Below are 24,755 nucleotides of genomic sequence, written 5' to 3' on the forward strand. Positions count from 1 at the left end.
CGTCGGCTATCCGGCTTCCGCTCCGGCGTCGCCGGCGTACAGCCGGACCTCAATCGACTGCGCGTCGAAGACGTCCGTCGTGGTGCACCGCTCGGTCAAGCCCGTGATCACAGGGACGACAGTGATCCGGACAGTGGAGCCGGGTGCGGCCACACGGCGCAGCGCCTCGGTCGCGATCACCGTCTTCCCGGCGCGGGCCAGCGGGTGCTCCGGGCGCGGGTCGAACGGCCGCCGCGGGACTACCTCGCAGTGCCCGTGGTCGTCCCCGTAGCAACCGCCGTGACCGAAGATGTGGAACGACCCTGCGTACCCCTCGTCCTCGGTTGTCGGTGTGCCCTCGGTGGCGTCGGGATTGTTGAGGAAGACGCGTCCCTCGTAGGACGTCTCGGAGTGGTCGATGCCCTGGAACTCGATGTCGGCGCGGACCACGTCCTCGCCGACCGCCAGCTCGAACGGCTGGCTGGTGAACGTCGTGGCCATCTCACCCTCCCATCGGGACCACGGCCTGGGCGGCGACGTAGTCATAGCCGAGATTGTTGACGTGCAGGACGTCGCGGACGGTGAGCGAGAACGGCCCGAGGGGTCGGCTCAGGTACTCGGCGGGGATGTTGTCCTCGCCGTGACGGAGCTGCCACAGGTACCAGAGCCGGTCGATCATGCAGTGGTGCGCCCAGAAGATCGGGTCGAAGGCGGACCGAGCGATGGAGCCCATGTCGCCACCGTCGGTGGGGTTGTTCGGATCCACCCCACCGACCCAGCCGTGGATCCGGTCGTGGAGGTCTTCGACCTGACTGGTGAAGTCGACGAAGCTGCGCAGCCGCAGGACGCGTTCGACCTCGTCGGGACGCGGGAGACGGTCGGGCGGACCCGGGAAGCGGCGGGTAAGACCGTTCGGCACGCCCGGCACCGACGTCGGGGCGCTGGCCAGCGGGTTGCGGTCCCCCGCGACCTGGGGCTCCGCATAGCTGTCGGGAATCCCGTTCTGATGCGATTCGGGCGAGCTCCAGTCCCACCACGGCGTGATCGCCTGGTCGTCGGAATCCCGGGCGACGCTCTCGAAGTAGAGTAGGTAGGCCCGGTGCCACGGTAGGAAGAGATTGTACGGGAACTGGGTGCGCACGAGTCGCCCGTGATGCCAGCACGAGAACCGAGGAAAGCCGTGGATTCCGGCCCAGTACATCCAGCCGCGGTTGTCGGTCGCCGAGAACTGCTGCATTCGCTCGTACGCCGAACGCAGGGCCGGGATGTCAGCGTTCTCGATTCGTGGCCTCACGACCATTCCGTCTGCCACGAAGGCTCCTCTCCGTTCACGCGTAGACTTGCGCCCGACCCTGCCCGCAGGAGCTGTTCATGGTCGAGCACATCTTCGTCTCCGGTCCGTTGCGTCCACCCGACAGCGATCCGGTCCACCTGGTCGTCGAGGGACTCGACCAGGCGGGCCCTTCGTTCGAGGTCAGGGTGTTCGTCGACAACCCCGAGGCCGACGAGCACACGACCGCCACTGCAGACGACGGTTACGCCGGTTCGATCCACGTCTACGGCGGTGGCGGCGGTGTCGACCCGGCAGCGGGCCGTCTCCCGATGTCCCGCGCCGTGGACGTCACCGGAGTAGTTCGAGGGCACCGGGCGAGATCCGAGGTCACCGTCACCCTCGTCGCAGTTCCCTACTCCGACGTGGTGACCCCCGAGCAGGCGGGGCTCGCGCTCGCAATCAGCAGGGCCTACCTGGCGAACGATCCTCCGTCCTGATGCGTGAGTTCGGGACGCTTGTTCCCGAGATCGAATGCGGGTGCATCTCCGCTGGTGCGAGCCTGGCCGATCGCGCTGCGGTGTGCCAAGTATCGTCACCTGGTCAGCGCAGCAATTGTCTATCGACGACCACTCTAGGTGTCCCGAGCGCTACGCGACGATTCCGAGCCAGGAGATCAGGATGATCACGTCGGGGCGTGCCTCGGGTCGTCGAGTGAGGGACGTGCTCGCCTCCATTCGTGCTTCACATCTCGTTGGGTTGCGCGTGGGCCCGACGGCGGACGTCACCGACGCCGCCAGCGGGCGTGGGTGGTGCTGCCGTCGTCTTCATCGCGCGTCTGCTCCGACGGGATCATGCGATCGATTGGGGGTTCCGGCGCCCGGTTTCACCCCCGTCGATTTGCCGGTCCAGCGACGCGCGATCTCCGCGTGCAGGGCGACGACGGCGGTGGCGCTCCGCCGCAGGACGTCGAGGTCGACGCGCTCGTCGGCGGCGTGCATGCGGTCGTCCGGGAGGCCGAAGCCCATGAGGACGACGGGAGCGCCGAGCTCGGTGAGTCGGCTGACGGCCGGGATGCTCCCCCCGGACCGCGAGAGGACGGGCCGGCGTCCGAACCCCGCCAGGTAGGCGTCGGAGGCCGCGTCCACGAGGGGGCCTCGTTGCGGGAGCTCGACCGGGAGAGCGCGCGAGAGCTCCCGGAGACGCCAGGACGTACCCGCCCGGTACAGCTCGTTCAGCCGGGTGGTGAGTCCGCCGAGCGCCACGTCGGGGTCGTGGCCGGGCGGCAGGCGGATCGTGAGCTCGGCGGAGGCGGAGCGAGGAACGATCGCCGCGGCCCGCCCGCGCCCACCCGCGGACCCCGCCCGCAGCCGGGAGACGACGAGGGCCGGGCGCACGGTGGACCGCTCGTAGGCGGTCCACCCGGCCTCGACGGCCCCGGTCGCAGGACGACGAGCGCCCGCCGCCGTGAGGAGCTCCTGGTCGTCGGGGCCGCCGTGGATGCGGCGCTCCGTGGTCCGCTCGTCGGTCGCGAAGGTCAGCCGGCCCTCGTCGTCGTGCAGTGTCGCGAGGACGCGGACCAGTTCGCGGGCCGGGTCGGCCACGGCGCCCCCGTAGGCACCCGAGTGGAGGTCGCTGCTCGCCCCGAGCACGTCGAGGCGCAGGTGGAGCGCGCCGCGCAGGGAGACGGTGAGTGCTGGCCGTCGAGGACCCCACATGCGGGTGTCGCTGACGACCACCGCGTCCGGTCGGCGGCGCCGGACCACGGCGTCGAGGACGGGGCCGAGGTGTGGGCTCCCGACCTCCTCCTCGCCATCGGCGACGAGGACGACGTCGACGGAACGACGCCCGGCCGCGGCCCACGCGCGCACCGCCGCGAGATGCGCGATCAGGGGGCCCTTGTCGTCGGACACCCCACGACCGACGAGGTGGGCCCCCCGCCGCGTGGGTCGGAACGGCGGGGATGTCCAGCTCGCCGCGAGGCCTGCAGGCTGCACGTCGTAGTGCCCGTACACCAGCACCAGCGGTCGGCCGGTCGGCCGCGTCCACGCGACGACGGCCGGGTGGCCAGGCGTCCGGTGCACCCGCACCTCGGCGAACCCCGACGCCCGCGCGTGCTGGGCCAGCCAGGCCGCAGCCCGTCGGACGTCGCCGGCCCGGGCCGCGTCCGCGCTGACGCTCGGGATCGATGCGAACCGCGCCAGGTCGCGGACCATCCGCGGGTAATCGACGCGGACCTCCGGGCGCGCGTGGTGCGTGGTCACCTTATCTCGGGATCAGCGGTGTGCCGTTGGTCCGCGCCGGTGCCCGGCCGGAGCCGCGGTACGTGTTGGTGCCGCCGCGGCGGGAGAAGGCGGGCCCCGCGTTGCGGGGAGCCCCTTGCTCGCGCCGTGGGGCCGCCACGCCGACCTGGGAGCTGCGCACCCAGGGCATGACGCGCTCGGTCTCGCTGCGCTGCGCCAGGTTCAGCGACTGCGCCGAAGTGATCCACTCCTCGGCCGGCTCGGCGATCTCGAGGAGCAGGGTCTCGAACTCCGCGCGGGTCTTCTCCATGATGTGGTCGGACCCGAGCCAGCGGAGCACCTGCCGGCCGGTGACGCCCATGCGCTGGCGTGGTGACGTCACGAGGCGTTCGTCGAAGTAGCGGATCAGGACTTCGTCGACCACGTCCCAGGCGTTGGCCGCTCCGAACAGCTCCTTCACGTCCGGTGAGTCGAGGATGCGGTAGCCCTCGTCGAGGAGCTGCATCAGCTCCACCCGCAGGACGTTGAGGTGGCCGTACGAGGTGAACTTCAGGTTGTTGCGCAGGTCGAGTCCCGCGCGACGGACCACGGCGATGCTGCCGAAGCTCGGGTCGTAGGCGCGGAGCCGCACGACGTCGGAGATGCGCTTGTCGCGCCAGAACAGGGCGACCTGGTTGCTGAAGTGCACCAGCAGCCGGTGGAAGTCCGTGTTCGGTCGGGCGCCCATCGCGCCTCGCCCCTTGCCGTAGCCGAGGATGCGGCGGTAGGCGGCGATGCGGTCCTGTTTCGTGTAGCGCAGGACGTCGCGGCGGTCGAACTTGTAGAGCCCGAAGGCGCCCGGCCCGTCCGAAAGGCGCACCGCGCCCTGCTGGAAGAGCTCCTGCAGCTTCTGCAGCACGCGGAAGACACCGATCTTCTCGTGCTGGTACACGTAGTACAGGTCGCCGACCGCGAGGACGCGTTGGGACGCGACACTCTCGTCGTAGTCCTTGATGCCGCGCGGCATCCGCGTCTCGCCGAGGAGCGTCGCCGCCTCCGGCCCGACGCCGGCGAGCTGCCCGAGGCCCCCGTCGGGTGGGGGCGGAGCCGCCATGTCGGCCGCGTCGAGCGCGCCCATCATGTCGTCGATCTGCTTGTTGATCAGATCGGCGAGCTGGGGATCGACGGCGAGCTTGGAGCTCAGGTTCTCGGCGACCTGCGTCCGCAGCTTGCCGAGCTTGTCGTAGAGCTGGTCGTAATCCTTCTCGGTGGTCATGACGTGCTCCCGTCCCCAGGGCCCTCGTCCCGCGGAATGTCCCCGGGCCGCGATCTCGTGTCAGCAGTGAAATCGGGGTCCGTCGGGGCCGCCGTGTCGTCGGTCTGCGCACCCTGCGCGAGCGGGTCGGCCGATTGCTCCTCGTCGTCGTGTCGGACCGGGAAGGGATCCGGCTCGAGGTCGGCGGTCAACGTCTCGATCTCTTCGGGCTCGTCGTCCCATCGGACATCGGCTGATGCACCGCCACTGCTCTCGTCGAGCTCAGGGTCCTCCGTGGACGGTCCGTCGCCGCGCCGCAACCCGCCCGATCGATCGTGGTCCATCCCCGTCCGGATCTGGTGGATCAGCTGCAGGACGGGCCCGACAAGGGCATCGGCAACATCAGGACCCGAATCCCTGATGAGTTCGATGATCCGTTGCACCTCCGCGGCGTCGCCGGCTTCCGGCGTAAGCGGCCTGGAAGACCCCGGACGGCTCGGCCCGTAGCCCCCGCTCGATCCCGCCCCGTTTCCGCCTCCGGGTGGTCCTCCGCTGCCGCCTCCGGGCGGCGGGGGGAGGAGATCGACGGGCGTCTCGTCGAGTGTCCGGCCGTCCCGCTTGAGCCGGAGCCGGAGCATGCCGGAGCTGTGCCCGGTCTGGATGGCGGCGATGATGTCGCCGGGGTTGAAGGTGATTTCCCAGCGGCCCGAGCCCAGGTCCGCCGACGCGAGCGGCTTGAGAGGCGCACCCTGGATCTTGAGGCGGAACGAGTGGACCGGCTTCTCGAATCCGACGACGACCACGACCAGCTTGCCCGTCGTCGCGAGAGCGTTGGATTCGACGCAGGCGATCCACACGCCGGCCCGTCGGATCCCGAGGGCGAGCTTCACCACTAGGTCCAACTGGTCCCGCAACGAGAGGACCGCCTGGTGGACCCGCGGTGCTTGGAGGATCTCCTTGTTCGTCGGCGTCGACGCCAGGAGCTTGCTCTCGACCAGATCCCGCAACGCGGTGGCCGTCGCGGCGAAGGCGCTCTCCACCGCGTCCTTTCCGCCCAGATCGACGATCTTCTTGCCCTCGTCGGCGGCGAAGCTCCGAATCCACGTGAGGAGGCCGTCGATGGTGAGGGACGACCCGGGGAGCCTCCGGACCTGACGCTCGGCGCGGTCCACGAGGACGGTCTCGAACATCTTCTCGAGCTCCTCGGCCTGTCGCCAGACCGACTCGAGCTGCGCACTGAGGAGGATCAGCGTCGCGCCGAGGAATCCTCCGGGGTGGTTCAGCGGATCGAACTTGTCGCGCTGCGCGATCCACGAGTCGCGGAGGCCGAGGAGGTAGTCCTGGATCGTGATCACCGAGGTCAGGATCCGCTCGTCCTCGATGCTGTTCGTGTTCCCGCCCGAGATGCCGAAAGAGTCCGCCATCCGGCCGAGGTGCCCGCCGACCTTCCCGCTGCGCCCGCCCTGGGTGCTGTCGCCGACGACGACTTCGAACAAGATGTCGATTCGCTCCGGACGGAGCACCGGCGACTCCAATTCGGCCAGGAGCTCGTCGAGCGCATACCGCAACAGCCCGCGGAACGCCTCCGCGTCCTGCAGGTTGGCCGCTGGGTCGAGTGCCCGGAGGGAGTCGATGAGGGGCCTCACCTGCTGGACCGTGTTGCGTGCCCGGGCCGCCAACGAGGCCTGGCCCCCTGTGACGGCGCCCAGATCGGCCTGCACGGCGAAGCCCCGCGGGTGGTACTCGACCTCGTTGTGCCCCTCGACCGCCTTCACGGTGAAGGAGCCGTCGAGCGCGGCGAGGAAGGACTTGGTGTCCTTCGGTCGCCACCGCCAGCCGAGGACGTCACCGATGGTGCGGTCGACGTCGCGGCCCGGGTCGCCATCGCCTTGCGTCGATGAGCCTGGGCCGGTGTCGAGCAGGCTGACGAGCTGCGGGAACGCGTCATCTCCGTTGGGCTGCGTCATCTCGGGCCTCATCTCTCCTCGTGCACGACACGCAGGGCGGCGATGGTCGGGGTGAGGGACCCGGCCACTTCGCGCCAGCACCGCAGGAGCGCGGTGTCGACATCGGTCAGGGGTTGTTCGCAGTGGCGCACACCGGTCCGGAGAGCCGTGTGCCAGGCCCGCCACTCGGGGCCGTGGGGCGCCAAGGCGCGGCGCAGGGCGGCGTCGGCATCGAACGAGCGCAGCCGTCGGTGGTACGACCGGGCGGCCCGCTGCACCGCCTCGGCGGTGTCCGCGAGCGACCCGATCTCGAGGGCCGACATGGCCCCCTCGAGGTCGCCCGCCGCCTCCGACACGTCGTCGGCGACCCGTTGGGCGGCCGACAGCTCGGCCGGGGCGTCCTCCTGGGCGGTCACGAGGACCTCACGCCAGCAGGCGCACAGCCGGTCCAGCGCGGCGCGGAGGCCGGCGACCTCGGCAGCGAGTGTCATCGGGTCACCTCCGGGCCAGCTCGAGGAAGAAGTTGTCCATCAGCGTCTGCGGATCAGCGCGACCCTCGTCGACGGCGACCCGGACGGCCCCGATGAGGAACCGCTCCGGCACGACGCCCGGGTCGACGCCGCGAGCGAGCCGGTCGGCGGCCTCGCGGACCATCGACTGCTCCTTCGGCGCGAAGGCCAGGACGTGGCGCAGCGTCTGCCCGCCGAGGGACGGGAAGCACGTCTCCGTGATCGCGTCCACCACGGTCGGGATGGCGCGATCCGCGGTCCGCACCAGGTCGGCCGGCAGAGAACGGCCCGGCGAGGGGTAGAGCCGCCGCCACATCTCGGCGTAGGCGTCGGCCTCGGCGGCGAAACCGAGGCGCCCCAGCAGCTCGGTGGACAGGAACGCCCGCAGGTAGGGCGTGGGGTGCGGTCCGTCCGGTACGTAGTGCAGCGACATCGCCGGGTCCCGTCCGATGACGTCGAGCAGTGATCCGGTGAACGCCGGCCCGCCCAGCAGCAGCCCCGCCATGTCCGCGAAGCTCTCCCGGTTCCACCGGGTCCACACGGCCGCGACTCCACGCGGGAGGCCGGCGGACAACAGGCGCCGGGCGATCGTGCGGGGGACGGCCGTCGCGAGCCCGAGATCGTTCTGCAGGTTGTGGCTGATCTCGTGCAGCACCGCACCGAGCGTCCAGGGGTTGACGAGCCGGTGGTACGGCAGCTGGACGAGCGGGAACGGGTTGAGCTGCCGTCCGAGGCGGCGCAACGGGATCCCCCGACGGTAGGTGGCGGGGGAGAAGCCGGTGCGCATGTACGAGAACGGCGCTGGCGCCGGGATCGACCGGGCGTTCCCCAGGCGCAGGTACGCGTACTGGTAGCAGTCCAGGGCGATGCGGTCGCACGCCAGGAGCCAGGGCCCGTACTGGCTCTGTCGCTGCCCGAAGAGCTCGAAGTAGAAGTCCCACACCTTCTCGGTGGCCCGCACGAAATCGTGCGCACGGCTCTTCGTGCGCAGGAGCTCCGTCAGGTGCGCCTCGGTCGGCTGCCCCAGGGCCCGCTGGGCGGCGGTGTGGACCGCGGCCGTCGCGGAGTGCAGCGGGGCGCGGAGCAGGTCGAGCAGCGCGTTCACGGCCCGGACGTGTCCCTCCGACGGTGCCGCCGCAGTGGTCCCGAACTCGGCGCGCGTGAAGGGACGCAGCGCCTGCAGGTGCCGGTCCACGTTGACCGCCTGGGCGGTCACCCACGGACCGAGCACCCCGGTCCGCGGCGCCTCAGCGGCGGCGTTGGCGCGGCCGGACCCGCGCCCGGCGGTAGCCGTTGCTCCCGCGGCCGGTGGTCCCGCGGTACCCGCCGGCCGGGGACGACGGGCGGCGGCGCCGGCCGGGGCCCCCTGCCGACGTGCGGCGTTGCGACGCGTGCCAGCGGCGGTCGAAGGTCGCGACGGCGTTGGTGGCGCGGCGTGCTCGACGACGGTCACCGAGTACCTCCGAAGTGATCCGGGCGATGGTGCGCACGACGACGTCCGTCGTCAGGCGGCGTCCGTTGGCGGCTTGGTCGGTGAGGCTCTGCATCGAGCGGGTGATGATGATCGGGATCGCGCGGATCAGGCGGCGGGTCCCCGGGTCGCGCATCAGTCGACGAGCGAGCTGGCTCACGCCGCGGACGAGGGGCGACCCGATCTTCCGGATCAACGGCACGGCCTTCGGGAGCAGCTTCGCGGCCAGGGGGACGAGGGCCCCGATGAAGGCCTCGGCCTCGGCCTCCGACTCGGTCTGCGACGCCGAGGTGGCGAGGTGGGCCATGAGCTCCGCGTCCGGGTAGAGCCGGCGCATCGGGTTGGCGAAGGCTTCGGCCTCGCCCTCCTCCTCCAGCTCGGCCTCGACCTCGAAGTCGAACTCCCGGCCCTCCGCCTCGTCCTCCCCCTCGCTCTCGAACTCGTCCTCGAGCTCGGCTTCGCCCTCGTAGAGCGCCTCGTCCTCGAACTCGGACTCCTCCTCGTCCTCGTCCTCGTCCTCGGACTCGTCCTCGAGCTCGTAGAGGTCCTCGAGCTCCCGGGCGCCCTCGCCCTCGCCCTCGAACTCGCCCTCTCCCTCGAGCTCGTCCTCGAACTCGCCCTCGTAGAGGGCCTCGTCCTCGCCCTCGATGGCGGGGTAGGTCGTCCTCATGGCTCCTCCTGGAGGTCAGCGGCTGCGCCGCGGGGTGGCCCGGCTGACGGTGGCGGTCCTCGACGTCGGCACGGCGCCGCGCGGTACGGGGACCCGGGTGACGACCCGGACGACACGCGACGGCTGGCCGCCCCGCGCCGGGATGCGCACGGGCGTCGCGATGCGGATGGTGGTCGGGCTCCGGCGCCCGGTTCGGCCCCCGGACGAGCGGTACGCGGGGTACGAACCACGAACCCCGCGGCGCCCTTGGCTGCCGGTCGACAGGGTGCGATAGCGCCGCAGGCCCCGGGCGTTGCGCACAAGGGCATGCCGGCACCGGCGGTGACTGCCGAGGACGCGGGACGTGTGCGCAGCCATGACGCGGCCGACGGTCGCCGGGTCCGTGTCGCCGCCGTCCTGCTGGTGTCGGAGCAGGGACGTCGCGGTGTCGGCCATGATCGTCGGTACGGCCCGGACCGCGGGCCGGGTGGCGCGAGTCGCGTAGAGGAGGCGGGTGATCGCGGCGCCGCCGCGGGCCATCGCGGGGACGAGCCGCCGCAGCGCCCGACGGTCGGCGCGGCTCAGGACCCGTGCGGCGGCGGCGCCGATGAGCGCCTCCGCCTCCGACTCCGTGGCGGCGCCGGCGGCCATCGCGGCGAGGGCCTCGCCCTCGCACTCGGCCTCGGTCAACGGCCGGGACGCCACCTCGCGGTGCGCCGCCTCGAGCTCCTCCTCGCCCTCGGCCTCACCCTCCAGCTGGCTCGTCACGGCGCGGGCGAGCATCCCCGCCGCCGGCCCTCCGACCGCGGTCGCGACGAGGGGTGCGGCCACCTTCGCGATGCGCCCCAGCACAGGGCCGACGCGCCGGAAGAAGCGGCCGATGTTCTTGAAGAACTCCTCGCCCTCGTCCTCACCCTCTTCCTCGTACTCGGACGCGAGGCGGGACTCGAGCTCGTCCTCGTACTCGTCCTCGTACTCCCCCTCGAGCTCCTCCTCCATCTCGAGCTCGAACTCCCCGTCACCGCCGCCGAGGAGTCCCCGGGCGACGTTGAGGATCGGTCCGAGGAACTCCTCGCCCTCCTCCTCGCGATGGGACTCGTCCTCGAGCTCGTCCTCGCCCTCGCCGAAGAGGCCGCGCAGGCCGGAGACGACGTTCGACAGGAACTCCTCGCTCTCCCGCGGGATGGTCGCGTCCTGGTGCTGGGCCATGCTCGGCTCCTCTTCCCCGGCGGTGTCGGCCTCCGAGGACACCGCCGAGTGGCTCCATCCACCAGTCGCTCATCGCTGTGACGCTCGGACGAGCACGGCTCGGATGAGCTACGACGTCCAGGTGAGGATCTCTGGGTCGTCTGGTGATGTTGAGCGACGCGCTGCTACTACAAGAGGTGAACGCGCTGAGCTGACAGCGCGGACCGCTCACACGGGGGGAGGCGGTGACCCGATGGCGGGCCGTCCTCTCCACACCGCGGACATCCCAGCGCCGCGCCGATCCGACGTCTCACCGGTACGACATCCGCGGCCGGCTCCCCGCCCTCCCCCCGAACCGGGTCGCGCCGCGGTGCCGGGGTCGAGACGGAACCGCCTCCCGATACGACCGGCCTGGTTCCCGCCGGATGCGGAGCCCCCACCGGCCTTGGCTGCGACGGTCAGTCGTCTCGTCGCGGTCCTCGTGCAGGCCTCCGGTGCCCCGATCTCGGGGATGCTGCTCGATTGCACGGTGGGCGGCGTGAGGCTGCAGGTCACGCGGGAGACCGCGCCGCCCGGGCGCCCGGCCGCGGGCCTCAGCCCGCGCGAACTGGAGATCGCGCGCATGGTCGGTTTGGGGCACACGAACAAGCGCATCGCCGCGGTCCTGGAGATCAGCGGGTGGACGGTCTCGGCCCACGTCCGGCGCATCTTCGACAAGCTCGGCGTGTCCTCCCGCGCCGCGATGATCGCGACGCTGTCCGGCGACCCCGCGCTCTCCTGGACCACCGACCGCGAGCGTCCCCTCCCGGCCGAGGACTCGGGCTTGCCCGAGGCCCGCCCTCAGCCCCGCAGCAGCTGAGCCGCCGGCACGCGCTCCACGCCTAGGTCGTCAAGCCGCCGCACGAGCGCCTCGCCGATCTCCACGGCGTTGGGGCGGTCGCCGTGCAGGCAGATCGTGTCGACCTCGACGTCCAGGTGCTTGCCCGACGTCGAGGTCACGTGCCCCTCGAGCAGGTCGACGGCCTGCTGCGCGACGGCGTCCGGGTCCTTCGCCTTCGGCTCGGGCTCGACGATGATCCGGCCCTCGTCGTCGTACTCCAGGTCGGCGAAGCCCTCGCGCGCCACGGTCGCGCCCAGCGAGCGGGCGAGCTCGGCGGTCGGCCCGGCGAGCCAGAAGATCATGAGCTCCGGGTCGAGGCGCAGGACGGCCTGGGTGATCGCCGTGGTGATCGCGTCGTCGGTGAGCGCCATCCCATAGAGCGCGCCGTGCGGCTTGACGTGCACGACCTCCGCGCCCTCCGCGCGGGCCGTCGCCTGCAGCGCGCCCGTCTGGTAGAGCACGAGCTGGGCCGCTTCGTCGGGGCGCAGCGCCATCCGCCGCCGGCCGAAGCCGACGAGGTCGGGCAGGCCGGGGTGCGCGCCGATCGCGGTGCCCGTCGCGACGGCCGTGCGCACCGACTCGCGCATGGTCACCGGGTCGCTCGCGTGGAAGCCGCAGGCCACGTTCACCGAGGTCACGTGGGCCATGAGCTCGGTGTCGTGGCCGAGCTTCCAGCGCCCGAGGCTCTCGCCGGCGTCGGCGTTGAGATCGACGCGTGTCTGCATGGGCCCATCGCACCAGACCACCTCGCGCCGGGACAGCACCAGATCGCTGGACTCAATCAAGTTGTCTGCGATGCGATCCCTCCACGGCCGTGCCGGGCGCGGGCGACGCGCGCACCCGGACCTACCGGCTGACCGACGCCGGCGCGGAGCTGCGGCCGGTGGTGGAGGCGCTCGCCCGGTTCGGGATCGCGCGGCTTCCCGACGAGACCGCCGGCCTGGCGTTCCGCCCGCAGTGGCTCACGCTCGCCCTGGAGATCCTCCTGGTGTCCGGCGCCCTGGACCGCGAGCTCGTCGTCCGGTTCGACCTGTGCGCCGCCGACGAGGGCACGTCGCCGGTGTGGCTGCGACTCGACGGGGCCGGCGTGCACGCCGTGGACGAGGTGCCCGCGCCGGACGTCGTCGTCACCGGCGACGCGGCGGCGCTGGTCACGGCCGTGCGCGACCCGGCGCGCGCCCGCGAGCTCGCCGCGGCCGGACGGCTCGGCGTCAGCGGCGAGGCGGACGCCCGCCGACGGCTGGCGGCGGCCCTCGGCGGGGCGGCTCAGAACGCGTCGAGGTGATCCCGCGCCCACTGCCCGAACGTCCGGGCCGGGCGGCCGAGGAGATCGGGCACCACGGACGTCACCCGGCTGTCGTCGTACTCCCCGCCGCGGAAGAAGCGGAAGAACGCGTCGACGTACGCCGGTGGCATCGCCGCGTCCATCCGGCGGCGCGCCGCGTCGTCGGGCTCGGGCTCCAGGTGCAGGTCGCGCCCGAGGAGGTCGGCGAGCACGGCCAGTCGATCCGCGGGCAGCGTCGCCGCGGGCCCGGTGAGCCGCAGGCTCCGCCCGGCGAGACCGTCGCCGGTGAGGGCGAGGGCGGCGACGGCGCCGATGTCGGCGGGGTCGATCACGGCGACCGGGACGTCGGCGAAGGGCTCGCGCACGACGTCGCCGGCGGCCAGCTGCGGCACCCACTGCAGGGCGTTCGAAGCGAAGCCGCTCGGACGCAGGACCGTCCACTCCAGCCCGGCGTCGCGCACCGCGGCCTCGGACACGACGTTGAAGCGGGTGACGGCGTTGTCGAGGTCGCCGCCGACCACCGCGCCGGTGGACAGCAGCACCACCCGCCGCACACCCCCGGCCCGCATGTCGGCCAGCAGCCCCGCGACGTCCGGCTGACCGGCGGGCAGGAACACGGCGTCGACGCCCGTCCAGACGTCGGCGAGGGCGGCGCGGTCGGCGAGGTCGCCGACCACGGGCACGGCCCCGCCGACCGCTCCACCGCGCCGCGACAACGCGCGGACCTCGCCCACTCCCTGCCCGACGAGCGCCCGCACCACCTCGGCGCCCACGTTGCCCGTCGCGCCGGCCACCAAGAAGGTCATGCCGTCGATGCTGCGCGACGCGAGGGAACCTCCGGGTGCCCTCGCGTCAGGCGAGCTCCGCCGCGTGCTCCTCGGCCCACGCCGTCAGCGCGGTGAGCGGCCCGAGCGGCGAGACGCCCAGGTCGTGAGCGCGTAGTCCCCGCCGCGCACCTCCGGGCGGGCGACGAGCCCGGCGTCGGCGAGGCGCCGCAGGGTCTGGGTCAACATCTTCTTGCCCGCCGCGGCCCGTGCGCCAGCCCGTTCGAGCACGACCACCGACCACGTGTCGGCGATCAGCTCGAGCGCCGACCGGGCCGGACAGTCGGCGAGGAAGACGTCCGGCGCGGGCCGCGTCACTCAGGCGCCCGGGGCGGCCGGCACCGGGGCGTCGACGGGCAGCGAGTCCAGCCCCGCGCGGATGGCCTCGGCGAGCAGGCCGATCTCCTCCTCGGTGATGATGAGCGGCGGGGACACCGCGACGCCCTTGCCCAGCCCGCGCACGAGCACGCCCGCCTTGCGGGCGCCGCGCAGCAGCGCGTTGGGGGCATCGGGGACGCTGCTGAGGACCTCGGGCTCGAGCTCCACCGCGGCGAGCAGCCCGAGGCCCGCCCGGACCTCGTGGACGTAGGAGTGCTGCACCAGCGGGGCGAGGGCCTCGAACAGCGTGTTCTCGAGCTCCTGGCCACGCGGGATGAGGTTCTCGCGCTCGTAGACGTCGAGCGTCGCGAGGCCCGCGGCGCAGCACGTCGGGTGCCCCGAGTACGTCGGGCCGTGGCGCAGGGTCCGCTCGCCGGGCGTGGTCCACCAGGGCGCGGCGACCTCGCCGGAGACGACGACGCCGCCGAGCGGCAGGTAGCCGCTGGTGACGCCCTTGGCGAAGGTGATCATGTCGGGCCGCACGCCGAAGCGCTCGATGCCGAACCACGTGCCCAGCCGGCCGAAGCCCGCGATCACCGCGTCGATGATCAGGAGCACGCCGTGGCGGCGGCACAGCTCAGCGACGCCCTCGATGTAGCCCTCGACCGGCAGGTGCACCCCGCCGGCCCCGGTGACGGGCTCGATGACGAACGCCGCGATCCGCTCGGGGCCGACCTCGGCGAAGACCTTCTCGACGCCGTCGAGGTCGTGCAGCGGCGCCACCGTGTTCTCGCCGGGCAGCACGCCCCAGCCCTCCCGGTTGGGCGGGATGCCGGTGATCGAGGTCCCGAAGCCGTGCGTGCCGTGGTACCCGGTCTCGCGCGAGACGACGTGGACGCGGTGGTGCTCGCCGCGCGCCTGCCAGTAGGCGCGCGCGAGCTTGACGGCCGTGTCGATGGCATCGGCGCCGCCCGAGCCGAAGAAGATCTTCGCGTCGTCGACGGGCGCGAGCGCGGCGAGGCGTTCGGCCAGCTCCAGCGCGGGGCGGTTGGCGATGTCGGCGAAGCACGAGTACGCCTCGAGCTTGCCCATCTGCGCCATCGCGGCCTGGACGATCTCCTGGCGGCCGTGCCCCGCGTTGGCGTACCAGAGGCTCGCGCAGCCGTCGAGGTAACGCCGCCCGTCCTCGTCGTAGACCCAGACGCCCTCGGCCCGGTCGACGACGAACTCGTTCCCGTCCACCGCCGCCATGTCGGAGAACGGATGCCACAGCCGGGTACTCATGGTCGCGATTCTCCGGGTCTACCCGGCCGTACGGGAGGGGTTGCGGAGATCGGAGTGCGGGTCGCCCGGAGCACGCTCGGTCGTACGGTGCGGTGGTGACCGCGTCGTCCGCCGAGATCCGCGCCGCCCTGCTGCCGGAGGACCGGGAGAGGTTCGACGCCGCTCTCGACACGGCTCTGCGCGAGGTCCGGAGCAGCCTCGACCTCACCGATCTGTTCACCATGCTCGAGCGCTGGCGGCGGCTCGCCGTCGTGCAGAGCGACCCGGCCGCCTTCGCCCGCCTCGCCCGGCGCGCCGCGGAGAAGCTGACCGGGTCGGTGCCGCCGGAGGACGAGCCGCTGGCGGTCACGCGCGCGAGGACGGGTATGTGATCACGGCCCCGGCGTCGTCCGAGGCATGATCGCTCCCGCTGCTCCTCCCGGCCCGCTCAGCGGGCTCGCCGGAGCACCCGGAGCGATCACGAACCTCGTCAGCCCTGCTCCACCGGCCGCACGAGGATCTCGTTCACCGCCACCCGCGCCGGGCGGCTCACCATGTAGACCACGGCGTCGGCGATGTCCGCGGCCTCGAGCAGGCCCTGCTCGCCGAGGGCGTCGAGGTCGAACGAGTCCCCGGCCCCCTTCTCCGGCAGCTCGGTGCGCGTGATGCCGGGCTCGATGACGCCGACCCGGACGTGGGCCCCGGCGAGCTCCTGGCGCAACGACTCGGAGAACGCGCCGACCGCGTGCTTCGTCGCGCTGTAGACCGCGCCGACCGGGAGCACCCGCCGGCCGGCGTCGGAGCTGATGCTGACGAGGTCGGCGACCCCGCGCGGGCCGGCCGCCGCGGCGACGAGGGGTTCGAGCGCGGTGTGGGTGACCGCGAGCAGGCCGTCGAGGTTCACGCTCGTCGTCGCGAGCCAGTCGTCGAGCTCCGCCTCGCGCGCCGGGGTGAGCGAGCCGAAGCCGGCGTTGTTGACCAGGACGTCCAGGCGGCCGTGGTGCGCCACGACCTCCTGCACCGCGGCGACGGCGGCGGCCGTGTCGGCGAGGTCGACCGCGTGCACGCTGGTGGACCCGCCCAGCTCGTCGGCGAGGGTCCGGAGTCGTTCGGTCCGGCGCGCGAGCAGGGCCACCGTGGCGCCCTCGGCCGCGAGGGCACGGGCGGTGGCCTCGCCGATCCCGCTCGACGCGCCGGTGACCGCCGCGACGACGCCGTCCAGGGAGGTGCTCATGGTCGTCGGGTACACGCGGTTCCCGGCGGCCACACCGGGAAGACTGCGCCCATGACACGTGCCGCCGCGCTGACCGCGAGCACCGAGACCGCCGACGCCGTCGTCGTCGGGGCGGGGCACAACGGGCTGGTCGCGGCCAACCTGCTGGCCGACCAGGGCTGGTCGGTGACGGTGCTCGAGGCGGCGGACGCGCCGGGCGGGGCCACGCGCACCGAGGAGATCACCGCGCCCGGCTACCTCAACGACCTCGGCAGCGCGTTCCACCCCATGGGCTACGTGTCGCCGGTGCTGCGCGGGCTCGACCTCGAGGCGTACGGGCTCGAGTGGCGCCACGCGCCCGCCCCGCTGGCCCACGTCCTGTCCGACGACCGGGGCGTGCTGCTCTCGCGCGACGTCGACGTCACCGCCGCCTCGGTCGACCGCTTCGCCCCCGGCGACGGCGACGCCTGGCGCCGCCTCGCCGACGAGTGGCAGCGGCTGCGCGACCCGCTGATCGCCGCGTTCCTCGGGCCGTTCCCGCCGGTCAAGGAGGCCGCGCGGGTGCTGCGGACGCTCGGCGGGCCGGACGCCCTGCGCCTCGCGCGGCGGATGCTCCTGCCCGCGATCCGGTTCGGCCAGGAGGAGTTCGACGGCGAGGGCGCGCGGGTGCTGATCGCCGGCAACGCGCTGCACACCGACCTCGGCGTCACCCAGACCGCGAGCACGGCGTTCGGCTGGCTGCTCACGATGCTGGCCCAGGACGTCGGCTTCCCGGTGCCGGCGGGCGGGTCGGGGAAGATCGCCGAGGCGCTCGTCGCCCGCCTGCGCGCCCGCGGCGGCACCGTCGAGTGCTCGCGTCCCGTCACGAAGGTGCTGGTCGAGGGCGGCCGGGCCGTCGGGGTGGCGGACGCGGGCGGGTCTGTGGTCCGCGCCCGGCGCGCCGTCCTCGCCGACGTGCCCGCCCCGCTGCTGCTGCGCGACCTCGTCGGCGTCGAGCACCTCCCCGCACGGCTGGTCGACGACCTCGCGCGCTTCCAGTGGGACGACGCCATCCTCAAGATCGACTGGGCGCTGTCCGGCCCCGTCCCGTGGACCGCGCCCGAAGCCCGCGAGGCCGGCACGATCCACCTCGGCGGCGACACCGAGGGGCTCGTCGACTTCGGCGCCGACCTCGACGCGGGTCGCATGCCGGCGACGCCGTTCATGCTGTTCGGCCAGATGACGCTGGCGGACCCCTCGCGGTCGCCGGCGGGCACCGAGTCGGTGTGGGCCTACACGCACCTGCCGCACTCCCGCGAGCACACCGAGGCCGAGCTCGACGAGCAGGTGCGCCGGATGACCGCGGTGATCGAGCGGCACGCGCCCGGGTTCGGCGACCGGGTCGTCGCGCGGCGCGTCTCCCGCCCGTCCGACCTGCAGGCGCAGGACCCGTCGCTGGTGGGCGGGGCGCTGATGCAGGGCACCGCACAGATCCACCAGATGCTCGTGTTCCGCCCGACGCCCGGGCTCGGCCGGCCCGACACCGCCGTCGACGGCCTGTTCCTCGCCGGCGCGACGGCCCACCCGGCGGGCGCGGTGCACGGAGCGCCGGGCGCGAACGCGGCGCGGGCGGCGCTCGCGCGGGCCGGGCGCCTCGGTCGCGTCTACGCCGCCGGCATCCGCGCCGGGCACCGCCTCGTCTACGGCGCGGCCGACGAGCGGGACAGGGTCCTCGCGGGCAGGTAGTCGCCGAGGAGCTCGCGGTGCCACCAGGCCCCGGTCGCGCGGCGTTCTGCGCGCGTCGTGAAGCGGTAGCGGTAGAGCCGGGCGCGCACCCACGCCGGGCGCTCGCCGTCGAACGGGTCGTGGCGCAGCAGGCGCAGCGTGGGGCGGTCGGCCTCGAGCAGGCGGTCGAGCAGGGTCGGCAGCCAGCTGCGTGCCATGCGGGGCGCCAGCGGGGCGAACCACATCAACCAGTCGAGCCGCCGGTGATACGGCGCGGTCTGGGGCGGGCGGCGGTAGGGGTCGCCGGGCTTGGAGCGGAACCCGTACTCGCGCCACGTCGCGTCGTCGCCGCCGTCGGGGTCGTCGGTGCCCTCGAGCACGACCTCGTCGCGGTGCCGGGTGATCGAGCCGAACGCGCCGTAGCTGTTGCCGAGGTGCACGGGCGTGATGCCGGCGTTCATCAGCTGGCGGCCGCTCGCCATGTTCAGCACGGGCCAGATCGAGAGCCCGATCATCAGCGCGGCCACGGCGAGGACGACGACGGCGAACCACAGCGGGATCGGCGCCTGGTCGGGGAGCGGGATCGGCAGCAGCCAGCGGAGGCGGGCGTCGTCGATCGCGGCGAAGGCCAGCGTGATCGTCAGGAGATTGAGCCAGGCGAAGTTGCCGCTCCCGACGAGCCAGCCCTGCGTGACGATCACGACCGCGGCGGCGACCGACGCGACCGGCTGGGGGAGGAACAGCAGGAACGGGACGACGAGCTGGGTGACGTGGTTGGCGAGCACCTCGACGCGGTGCAGCGGGCGGGGCAGGCGGTGGAACCACCAGCTCGTCGGGCTGGGCAGCGGCTGGGTCTCGTGGTGGTACTCGAGGCAGGTGAGGTCGCGCCAGCACGGGTCGCCGCGCATCTTGATCAGTCCGGCGCCGAACTCCACGCGGAAGAGCAGCCAGACCAGCAGCCAGAGGATCGGCGCGGGCGGGGCGACGTCGGCCGGCCCGAGGAACGTCACGAGGAAGCCGGCCTCGAGCAGCAGCGACTCCCAGCCGAAGCCGTACCAGACCTGACCGACGGTGACGATCGACAGGTAGAGCACCCAGAGCAGGGCCCAGAGCGCGATCCCGCCGCCGAGCGGGAGCACGTCGGTGGCGCCGGCGAGGGCGGCGAGGCTCAGGGCGAGGCCGGTGCCGGCGACGACGCGGAAGACGGTGTCGGAGTAGCGCAGGTGGAACAGGCTCGGGTGGCGGCGGAACGTCGTGCGCGCGAGGAAGCGGGGGATCGGGGTCAGGCCGCGCTCGCCGAGCAGCGGGCGGAACTGCGCGAGCGCGACGGTGAAGCCGATGACGTAGACGAGCGCGACGAGGTGCTGGACGACCCAGCGGGCGGTCGCGTAGTCGGGCGCGGCGAGCCAGTCGAGCACGGGGGCCTCCCTCCCGATCCCGTGCCGGGCGACTACCCGCTGAGCCTGTCGGGGGATGCGCGCCACCTCAGGTGCTCGTGATCGAGGTGGATTTCCTGGCGTTGAACGCCAGCGTGGCCCCCACGCTGGCACGGGGTCAGGTCAGGACAGGGCGGCGGCGACGATCGCGTCGGTGTCGAGGTGGTGGTGCGCCCAGGCGTCGGCGAGGTCGGAGGAGCGGCCGAAGTCGGTGACGCCCAGGTGCGCCGCGCGGACCGAGTGGACGCCCGCGAGGAACGCGAGAGTGTGCGGCTGGCCGTCGAGCACCGTCACCAGGCGAGCGGCCCGGTCGGCGGGGAAGGCGGCGTCGAGGATCCAGGTCGGGTCCCCGCCGTGGGCCCCGGTCGCCCCGGAGCGGGCGCGCAGGGCGCGGAAGAGCCGGTCGGGGCTGGTCACGACGACGACGTCGGCGGCCACGCCCTGGGCGTCCAGGCGGTCGGCGGCCGCGAGGGCCTGGCCGACGAGCGGGCCCATGGCCGCGATCGTCACCTGCGGGGTGCCCGTGGCCCGGCGCAGCAGATACGCGCCGGCGACGACCTCGCGGCGGCGCTTGGCCCGCGCGGCGGGGTCCGACGGGACGGCGGCGAGGCTCTGGTCGACGGGCACGGTCGACAGGCGCAGGTAGGTCGAGGAACCGCCCGGACGCCCCAGCCGCGCGAGCCCGTCGAGCAGGCACCAGCCGACCTCGACGCCGAACGCCGGCTCGAACGCCACGCAACCGGGCTGCTCGAGCCCGATCGAGGGCGTGGTGATCGATTGGTGCGCACCGCCCTCCGGCGCCAGCGAGACCCCCGACGGCGTGCCGACGAGGATCGACTGCCCGCCGGCGTACATCCCGAACGCCCACGGCTCGAGCGCGCGGGCGACGAACGGGTCGTAGAGCACGCCGATGGGCAGCAGCGGCTCGCCCCACCGCGACCAGGTGGCCCCGAGCTCCCCGAGCAGGCCGACGAGGTTGGTCTCGGCGATGCCCAGCTCGATGTGCTGGCCGCTGGGCAGCTCGTGCCAGTGCAGGATCGTCTCGGCGTCGTCGGCGAACCAGTCGCGGCGCTCGTGCGGCGACCACGAGCCGACCTTGTTCAGCCAGCCGCCGAGGTTCGTCGACGACGTGACGTCCGGGCTGACCGTCACCACGCGGCGCGCGGCCTCGGGCGCGGAGCGGGTGAGGTCGAGCAGCGCGCGGCCCAGCGCCTGCTGCGTGTGCCCGGTGCCGTGCGGCGTGCGGTCGAGGTCGTCGGGGATCGCCGGCGGCTCGGCCGGCGCGGCGGGGGAGCGGCGCAGGCGCGCGGCAGTGTCGCGGCACAGCGCGGCGGCCGCGGAGTCGTCGGGCAGCGGGGCCCACGGGTCGTCGAGGTCGGTGCCCAGGCCCGTGGCCAGCGCCCGCATCTGGGTCTCGGTGAGCAGGTTCGAGTGGTTCTGCGGGTGGCCCTGGCTCGCGAGCCCGTAGCCCTTGACGGTGTAGGCGAAGATCACCGTCGGCCGGGTGTCGTCGATCGCGTCGTAGGCGTCGGCCAGCGCGCCGAGGTCGTGCCCGCCGAGGTTGCGGATCGCGGCGTGCACGACGCCGTCGTCGACCTCGCGCAGCAGCCGGGCGATCGCGTCGGCGTCGTCACCGTCGCCGGGCAGGCGTTCGCGCAGCTGCAGCGGGGTGCAGCGCAGCAGCCGCTGGTACTCGGGGTTGGTCATCTCGTCGATGCGCCGGCGCAGCGCGTCCCCGCCCGGCTTCGCGTACAGCTCGGAGAGCAGCCGGCCGTACTTGACCGTGATCACCTGCCAGCCCGCGGCGGTGAACAGCCCGTGCAGTCGGGTGGCGGAGATGTCGGGGACGACGCGGTCGAGGCTCTGGCGGTTGAAGTCGACGATCCAGCAGACCTCGCCGAGCTCCCGGACCATCGGGTCGAGCACGGCCTCCCAGACTGCGCCCTCGTCGAGCTCCGCGTCGCCGACCAGCGAGAACTGCCGTCCCGTCCCCGCCCGCTGCCCCAGGCCCTCGGCGTAGCGGCGCGCGATCGTCCCCCAGATCGGCGCCGTCGCCCCGATGCCGACCGAGCCGGTGGAGTAGTCGACGGGGTCGGGGTCCTTCGACCGCGACGGGTAGGACTGCAGGCCGCCGGCCGCGCGCAGCGTCTCCAGGTACGGCGCGTCGAGCTCGCCGAGCAGGTGGTTGATCGCGTGCAGCACCGGCGAGGCGTGCGGCTTGACCGAGACGCGGTCCTCGGGGCGCAGCGTGCGGAACCACAGCGCCGTCATGATCGAGACGATCGACGCCGACGACGCCTGGTGCCCGCCGACCTTGAGCCCGCCGGGGTTCGGGCGCACGCGGTTGGCGTGGTCGACGATGGCCGTCGCGAGCCACAGCACCCGGTCCTCCACGGCGCGCAGCGCCTCCTGCTCCGCGGCGCGGTCGGGGGGCGACGGGGCGGGACGGGTGGACGTCATCGGTGGCCTCCGGGTCTCACATCGACCCCGGAAGCCTTCGTCACGGCGGCGGACTGCGCAAGCGGTGCGGGGCTCGGTGAGCACTATGCTCGCCGCCGCGGCGCCGACCGCGGTGGGGAGTGAGCACAATGGAACCCGTCGACGCGATCGACGCCCGCCTGCTCGAGGCCCTCGGTGAGGAGCCGCGCGCCACCGTCGTCGCGCTCGCCGAGCGCCTGGGCCTCGCGCGCAACACGGTCCAGGCGCGGCTCACCCGGCTCGAGGGCCGCGGGGTGCTCGGTGACCACGGCCGCCGGATCGACCCGGCCGCGCTCGGCCACCCGCTGCGCGCCTACGTGACGACCCGCGTCGACCAGCGCCGGCTCGAGGAGGTCACCGCGGCGCTGGCGCGCATCCCGGAGGTCGTCGAGGTCGTGGGGCTCGCGGGCGACGACGACCTGCTGGTCCAGGTGGTGGCCCGCGACGCCGACGCGCTCTACACGATCGCGGGCAGCCTGCTCGCCGTCCCGGGCGTCGAGCGGACCTCCACCGCGCTCGTCATGCGCCAGCTCGTCCCGTTCCGCCTGGCACCGCTGCTCGCCCTGTGCGCTGCGCGCCCGTGAGTGCTTCCCCGTGCTGGAGCACGGGGAAGCACTCGATCAAGGGAGCACGCCGATAGGGTCAGCCAAAGGAGCCCGCCCGCGGGAGCAGCGCGGGGACCCGGTAGCCCAGGGCGTCGGAGAGGAAGGCCGCGATCGGCAGCAGGGCCTCGAGGTCCAGGCCCGTCGGGTGGCCCATGCGGTGCAGCAGGTAGACGAGGTCCTCGGTGGCGATGTTGCCCGTCGCCGCCGGGGCGAAGGGGCAGCCGCCGATCCCGCCGTTCGACGAGTCCAGCCAGTCGACGCCCCACTCGAGGGCGGCGACGGCGTTGGCGAAGCCGGTGTTGCGGGTGTTGTGGAAATGCGCGCGCATCAGCGCGTCCGGGGCCACCGCGCGCACGCCGTCGAGCAGGGTCCGGACCTGCGTGGGCACGCCGACCCCGATCGTGTCGGCGATCGCGATCTCCCGCGCGCCCGCGGCCGCCCCGCGGCGCGCCACCTCGACCACGCGCTCGGGGTCGACCTCGCCGTCGAAGGGGCAGCCGAAGGAGGTCGCGATCGTCAGCGACGCGAACAGGCCGCGCGCCGCGGCCTCGGCCAGCACCTCCTCGGCCACCTCCGTGAGCGCGGCGGTGGTGGAGTTCTGGTTCGCCTTCGCGAAGCCGTCCGAGGCGGGCACGACGACGTTGACCTCGTCGACGCCGGCGGCCACGGCACGGTCGTAGCCGCGGCGGTTGAGCACCAGCCCGATGTAGGACACGCCGTCCGCGCGGGTCAGCCCCTCCATCACCGCCTCGGCGTCGGCCATCGCCGGCACGAGCTTCGGGTGCACGAACGACGCGGCCTCGATGCGGCGCGCGCCGGCCGCGGTGGCCCGCTCGATCAGCTCGATCTTCGCGCCCGTCTCCAGCAGCGCCCGCTCGTTCTGCAGCCCGTCGCGCGGGCTGACCTCCACGATCCCGACCACGTCACCGATCCTGCCCGCACCGGCGCGCCGGGGGCCACCCGCCGTCGACGCCCGGGCTCCGTCGGGCAGCATGTCCAGCGACCGGACGGGTGTTGCCTGCGCCGCACCATGCGTGCTGTGACGCCGGACCGGTCACCCGGAGGTGATCTGCCGGGCAGGAGGACAATGAGGGGATGGGTGCGATCGTGACGTCGACGGGCACGGCACGCGCCACCCCGCGCACCCGGCGTCTGCTGCGGATCGCCACCGGCGTCCTCGTGGCCGCGGCCGTCACCATCGGCGTCGTCGTCGTGCTGCCCACGGTCCAGGCCGCCGGCGCCGCACTGCTCGGCGCCGACCTGCTGTGGATCGCCGTCGCGGTCGCCTGCGAGGCCGGCGCGCTGGTCGCGTTCTCCGTGCTGCACCACCGCCTGCTCGTCGCGGCCTCGGTGCAGGTCTCGCTGCACGAGGTCACGCTGGCGACGCTGGCGGCCAACGCCCTGCACCTCACCGTGCCCGGTGGCGCCGCGCTGTCGACGGCCTACACCTACAAGCGCCGCCGCGCCTGGGGCGCCACCGCCCCCGCCACCACCTGGACGATGGTCGCCGGCGGGGTCGCGGCGAGCCTCGCGCTGGCCGCCATCGCGTTCGGCTCCGCGCTCGTCGTCGGCGGGCGGCCCACGTCGCTGCCCTGGATGATCCTGCAGATCGCGGGCGTCGCGGCGCTCGGGGCGGGCGTCGTGCTGGTCGCGCGCCGCCCCGGCCTGCTCGTGACCGCGGGCACCTGGGGTCTGCGGCTGCTCAACCGGATCCGCTCGCGGCCCCTCGACACCGGCGTCGCCCAGCTCGCCGAGCAGATCGCCGCCCTGCAGCTCATCGAGCTCCGCGGGCGCGGTCGGGCCGTCGTGGGTTCCGCCGCGCTGGCCAACTGGGTCCTCGACATCGCCTGCCTCGCCGCCTGCTGCGCGGCGGTGGGCGCCGAGGGCATGACGCTCGCGCTGGTGCTCGTCGCCTACGCCGCGGCCACCGCGGCCTCCAGCGCCGCGTTCCTGCCCGGGGGTCTGGGCCTCGTCGACGGTGCGCTGCTCGCCGCGCTCGTCGCCGGCGGCGTGCCCTCGCACCCCGCGCTCGCCGCCGTGCTGCTCTACCGCCTCGTCAGCTTCGTCGGCGTCGCCGCGGCGGGCTGGGTCGCGTGGTTCGTCGTGCACGCCCGCGAGACGCCGTCGGCCGCCCTCATCGACGCCGACGAGCCCACCCCGGTGGACGCCGCCTTCCCGGCACCCGGGGACGGCGCGGACGAGGTCACCGAGCAGCCCGCCCCGCGCAGCCGGGGCCCGCGCGGCTGAACCCCGTCAGGGG

The 24,755-nt window shown here is 73.6% G+C and carries 24 protein-coding genes; 7 read left to right on the forward strand and 17 right to left on the reverse strand.

What is annotated here, in order from left to right:
- Positions 1–6: 6 nt before the first annotated feature.
- Positions 7–480 (reverse strand): hypothetical protein, encoded by a 474-nt coding sequence (locus tag ACQPX6_RS03045; RefSeq protein WP_433785336.1) that lies wholly within the window; start codon positions 478–480, stop codon positions 7–9.
- Between the two features lies 1 nt (position 481).
- Positions 482–1,291, reverse strand: coding sequence for a tyrosinase family protein (locus tag ACQPX6_RS03050; RefSeq protein WP_433785337.1), 810 nt, complete (start codon positions 1,289–1,291; stop codon positions 482–484).
- Positions 1,292–1,350: 59 nt separating this feature from the next.
- Between ACQPX6_RS03050 and ACQPX6_RS03055 the strand changes: the two genes are divergently transcribed.
- Positions 1,351–1,749: a hypothetical protein gene (locus tag ACQPX6_RS03055; protein ID WP_433785338.1), complete on the forward strand. Its 399-nt coding sequence runs from the start codon at positions 1,351–1,353 to the stop codon at positions 1,747–1,749.
- Between the two features lie 327 nt (positions 1,750–2,076).
- Here ACQPX6_RS03055 and ACQPX6_RS03060 read toward each other — a convergent pair whose 3' ends face one another.
- The 7 genes from ACQPX6_RS03060 to ACQPX6_RS03090 are packed head-to-tail and all read right to left on the reverse strand — an operon-like array spanning position 2,077 to position 10,510.
- Positions 2,077–3,513: a M20/M25/M40 family metallo-hydrolase gene (locus tag ACQPX6_RS03060; RefSeq protein ID WP_433785340.1), complete on the reverse strand. Its 1,437-nt coding sequence runs from the start codon at positions 3,511–3,513 to the stop codon at positions 2,077–2,079.
- 1 nt (position 3,514) lies between these two features.
- On the reverse strand, positions 3,515–4,747 hold the full coding sequence (locus tag ACQPX6_RS03065; protein ID WP_433785342.1) for a hypothetical protein: 1,233 nt from the start codon (positions 4,745–4,747) through the stop codon (positions 3,515–3,517).
- Complete coding sequence (locus ACQPX6_RS03070; protein WP_433785343.1) at positions 4,744–6,693, reverse strand: hypothetical protein; 1,950 nt, start codon at positions 6,691–6,693, stop codon at positions 4,744–4,746. Before ACQPX6_RS03070 ends, ACQPX6_RS03065 begins: the two co-directional genes overlap by 4 nt.
- An 8-nt stretch (positions 6,694–6,701) precedes the next feature.
- The gene (locus ACQPX6_RS03075; protein ID WP_433785344.1) at positions 6,702–7,163 is read right to left on the reverse strand and encodes a hypothetical protein; all 462 of its coding nucleotides are present in this window, start codon (positions 7,161–7,163) and stop codon (positions 6,702–6,704) included.
- Positions 7,164–7,167: 4 nt separating this feature from the next.
- Entirely contained in the window at positions 7,168–8,397 is a 1,230-nt protein-coding gene (locus ACQPX6_RS03080; RefSeq protein WP_433785346.1) for a hypothetical protein, read from the reverse strand.
- A 31-nt stretch (positions 8,398–8,428) separates the two neighbouring features.
- The gene (locus tag ACQPX6_RS03085; protein WP_433785347.1) at positions 8,429–9,322 is read right to left on the reverse strand and encodes a hypothetical protein; all 894 of its coding nucleotides are present in this window, start codon (positions 9,320–9,322) and stop codon (positions 8,429–8,431) included.
- Between the two features lie 15 nt (positions 9,323–9,337).
- The gene (locus ACQPX6_RS03090; RefSeq protein WP_433785348.1) at positions 9,338–10,510 is read right to left on the reverse strand and encodes a hypothetical protein; all 1,173 of its coding nucleotides are present in this window, start codon (positions 10,508–10,510) and stop codon (positions 9,338–9,340) included.
- A gap of 517 nt (positions 10,511–11,027) precedes the next feature.
- On the opposite strand from ACQPX6_RS03090, the gene ACQPX6_RS03095 reads away from it, so the two are divergent.
- Positions 11,028–11,348, forward strand: coding sequence for a helix-turn-helix domain-containing protein (locus ACQPX6_RS03095; protein WP_433785349.1), 321 nt, complete (start codon positions 11,028–11,030; stop codon positions 11,346–11,348).
- Here ACQPX6_RS03095 and ACQPX6_RS03100 read toward each other — a convergent pair.
- On the reverse strand, positions 11,330–12,094 hold the full coding sequence (locus tag ACQPX6_RS03100) for a LamB/YcsF family protein (protein WP_433785350.1): 765 nt from the start codon (positions 12,092–12,094) through the stop codon (positions 11,330–11,332). The genes ACQPX6_RS03095 and ACQPX6_RS03100 overlap by 19 nt on opposite strands.
- A gap of 89 nt (positions 12,095–12,183) precedes the next feature.
- Between ACQPX6_RS03100 and ACQPX6_RS03105 the strand changes: the two genes are divergently transcribed.
- Positions 12,184–12,654, forward strand: a complete 471-nt coding sequence (locus tag ACQPX6_RS03105) for an SCP2 sterol-binding domain-containing protein (protein WP_433785352.1) — start codon at positions 12,184–12,186, stop codon at positions 12,652–12,654.
- On the opposite strand, the gene ACQPX6_RS03110 is transcribed toward ACQPX6_RS03105, so the two are convergent.
- From ACQPX6_RS03110 to ACQPX6_RS03120, 3 genes are all read right to left on the reverse strand, one after another.
- Positions 12,636–13,460, reverse strand: coding sequence for an SDR family oxidoreductase (locus tag ACQPX6_RS03110; protein WP_433785353.1), 825 nt, complete (start codon positions 13,458–13,460; stop codon positions 12,636–12,638). The two genes, ACQPX6_RS03105 and ACQPX6_RS03110, sit on opposite strands and share 19 nt — an antisense overlap.
- Before the next feature lie 84 nt (positions 13,461–13,544).
- Complete coding sequence (locus tag ACQPX6_RS03115; protein ID WP_433785355.1) at positions 13,545–13,796, reverse strand: winged helix-turn-helix transcriptional regulator; 252 nt, start codon at positions 13,794–13,796, stop codon at positions 13,545–13,547.
- Positions 13,797–15,080, reverse strand: coding sequence for an aspartate aminotransferase family protein (locus ACQPX6_RS03120; protein ID WP_433785356.1), 1,284 nt, complete (start codon positions 15,078–15,080; stop codon positions 13,797–13,799).
- 95 nt (positions 15,081–15,175) lie between these two features.
- Between ACQPX6_RS03120 and ACQPX6_RS03125 the strand changes: the two genes are divergently transcribed.
- Complete coding sequence (locus ACQPX6_RS03125; RefSeq protein WP_433785358.1) at positions 15,176–15,451, forward strand: DUF6247 family protein; 276 nt, start codon at positions 15,176–15,178, stop codon at positions 15,449–15,451.
- Positions 15,452–15,549: 98 nt separating this feature from the next.
- Here the strand turns inward: ACQPX6_RS03125 and ACQPX6_RS03130 are convergent, their stop codons facing one another.
- Positions 15,550–16,293: an SDR family oxidoreductase gene (locus ACQPX6_RS03130; RefSeq protein WP_433785360.1), complete on the reverse strand. Its 744-nt coding sequence runs from the start codon at positions 16,291–16,293 to the stop codon at positions 15,550–15,552.
- Between the two features lie 51 nt (positions 16,294–16,344).
- Here ACQPX6_RS03130 and ACQPX6_RS03135 point away from each other — a divergent pair, with 51 nt between their 5' ends.
- A complete protein-coding gene (locus tag ACQPX6_RS03135) occupies positions 16,345–17,997 on the forward strand; it encodes a phytoene desaturase family protein (RefSeq protein ID WP_433785361.1) in 1,653 nt (550 codons plus the stop codon).
- Here the strand turns inward: ACQPX6_RS03135 and ACQPX6_RS03140 are convergent.
- Positions 17,952–19,394, reverse strand: coding sequence for a lipase maturation factor family protein (locus ACQPX6_RS03140; protein ID WP_433785363.1), 1,443 nt, complete (start codon positions 19,392–19,394; stop codon positions 17,952–17,954). The two genes, ACQPX6_RS03135 and ACQPX6_RS03140, sit on opposite strands and share 46 nt — an antisense overlap.
- A gap of 141 nt (positions 19,395–19,535) precedes the next feature.
- Positions 19,536–21,872, reverse strand: coding sequence for a transketolase-like TK C-terminal-containing protein (locus ACQPX6_RS03145; RefSeq protein WP_433785365.1), 2,337 nt, complete (start codon positions 21,870–21,872; stop codon positions 19,536–19,538).
- 128 nt (positions 21,873–22,000) lie between these two features.
- Here ACQPX6_RS03145 and ACQPX6_RS03150 point away from each other — a divergent pair, with 128 nt between their 5' ends.
- Complete coding sequence (locus tag ACQPX6_RS03150) at positions 22,001–22,474, forward strand: Lrp/AsnC family transcriptional regulator (RefSeq protein ID WP_433785366.1); 474 nt, start codon at positions 22,001–22,003, stop codon at positions 22,472–22,474.
- 58 nt (positions 22,475–22,532) lie between these two features.
- Here ACQPX6_RS03150 and ACQPX6_RS03155 read toward each other — a convergent pair whose 3' ends face one another.
- The gene (locus ACQPX6_RS03155) at positions 22,533–23,417 is read right to left on the reverse strand and encodes a hydroxymethylglutaryl-CoA lyase (RefSeq protein ID WP_433785368.1); all 885 of its coding nucleotides are present in this window, start codon (positions 23,415–23,417) and stop codon (positions 22,533–22,535) included.
- 173 nt (positions 23,418–23,590) lie between these two features.
- Between ACQPX6_RS03155 and ACQPX6_RS03160 the strand changes: the two genes are divergently transcribed.
- Complete coding sequence (locus tag ACQPX6_RS03160) at positions 23,591–24,742, forward strand: lysylphosphatidylglycerol synthase transmembrane domain-containing protein (protein WP_433785369.1); 1,152 nt, start codon at positions 23,591–23,593, stop codon at positions 24,740–24,742.
- The last annotated feature ends 13 nt before the right edge of the window (positions 24,743–24,755 follow it).

The sequence above is a fragment of the Actinomycetospora sp. CA-101289 genome (assembly GCF_050955895.1).
Classification (GTDB): Bacteria; Actinomycetota; Actinomycetes; order Mycobacteriales; family Pseudonocardiaceae; genus Actinomycetospora.

Bases quoted from the DNA above. Each gene is read 5' to 3' on its own strand.
- ACQPX6_RS03045 (WP_433785336.1), bottom strand. From the start codon at position 480: ATGGCCACGACGTTCACCAGCCAGCCGTTCGAGCTGGCGGTCGGCGAG.
- ACQPX6_RS03055 (WP_433785338.1), top strand. From the start codon at position 1,351: ATGGTCGAGCACATCTTCGTCTCCGGTCCGTTGCGTCCACCCGACAGC.
- ACQPX6_RS03065 (WP_433785342.1), bottom strand. From the start codon at position 4,747: ATGACCACCGAGAAGGATTACGACCAGCTCTACGACAAGCTCGGCAAG.
- ACQPX6_RS03070 (WP_433785343.1), bottom strand. From the start codon at position 6,693: ATGACGCAGCCCAACGGAGATGACGCGTTCCCGCAGCTCGTCAGCCTG.
- ACQPX6_RS03075 (WP_433785344.1), bottom strand. From the start codon at position 7,163: ATGACACTCGCTGCCGAGGTCGCCGGCCTCCGCGCCGCGCTGGACCGG.
- ACQPX6_RS03085 (WP_433785347.1), bottom strand. From the start codon at position 9,322: ATGAGGACGACCTACCCCGCCATCGAGGGCGAGGACGAGGCCCTCTAC.
- ACQPX6_RS03090 (WP_433785348.1), bottom strand. From the start codon at position 10,510: ATGGCCCAGCACCAGGACGCGACCATCCCGCGGGAGAGCGAGGAGTTC.
- ACQPX6_RS03100 (WP_433785350.1), bottom strand. From the start codon at position 12,094: ATGCAGACACGCGTCGATCTCAACGCCGACGCCGGCGAGAGCCTCGGG.
- ACQPX6_RS03110 (WP_433785353.1), bottom strand. From the start codon at position 13,460: ATGACCTTCTTGGTGGCCGGCGCGACGGGCAACGTGGGCGCCGAGGTG.
- ACQPX6_RS03120 (WP_433785356.1), bottom strand. From the start codon at position 15,080: ATGAGTACCCGGCTGTGGCATCCGTTCTCCGACATGGCGGCGGTGGAC.
- ACQPX6_RS03130 (WP_433785360.1), bottom strand. From the start codon at position 16,293: ATGAGCACCTCCCTGGACGGCGTCGTCGCGGCGGTCACCGGCGCGTCG.
- ACQPX6_RS03135 (WP_433785361.1), top strand. From the start codon at position 16,345: ATGACACGTGCCGCCGCGCTGACCGCGAGCACCGAGACCGCCGACGCC.
- ACQPX6_RS03145 (WP_433785365.1), bottom strand. From the start codon at position 21,872: ATGACGTCCACCCGTCCCGCCCCGTCGCCCCCCGACCGCGCCGCGGAG.
- ACQPX6_RS03150 (WP_433785366.1), top strand. From the start codon at position 22,001: ATGGAACCCGTCGACGCGATCGACGCCCGCCTGCTCGAGGCCCTCGGT.
- ACQPX6_RS03160 (WP_433785369.1), top strand. From the start codon at position 23,591: ATGGGTGCGATCGTGACGTCGACGGGCACGGCACGCGCCACCCCGCGC.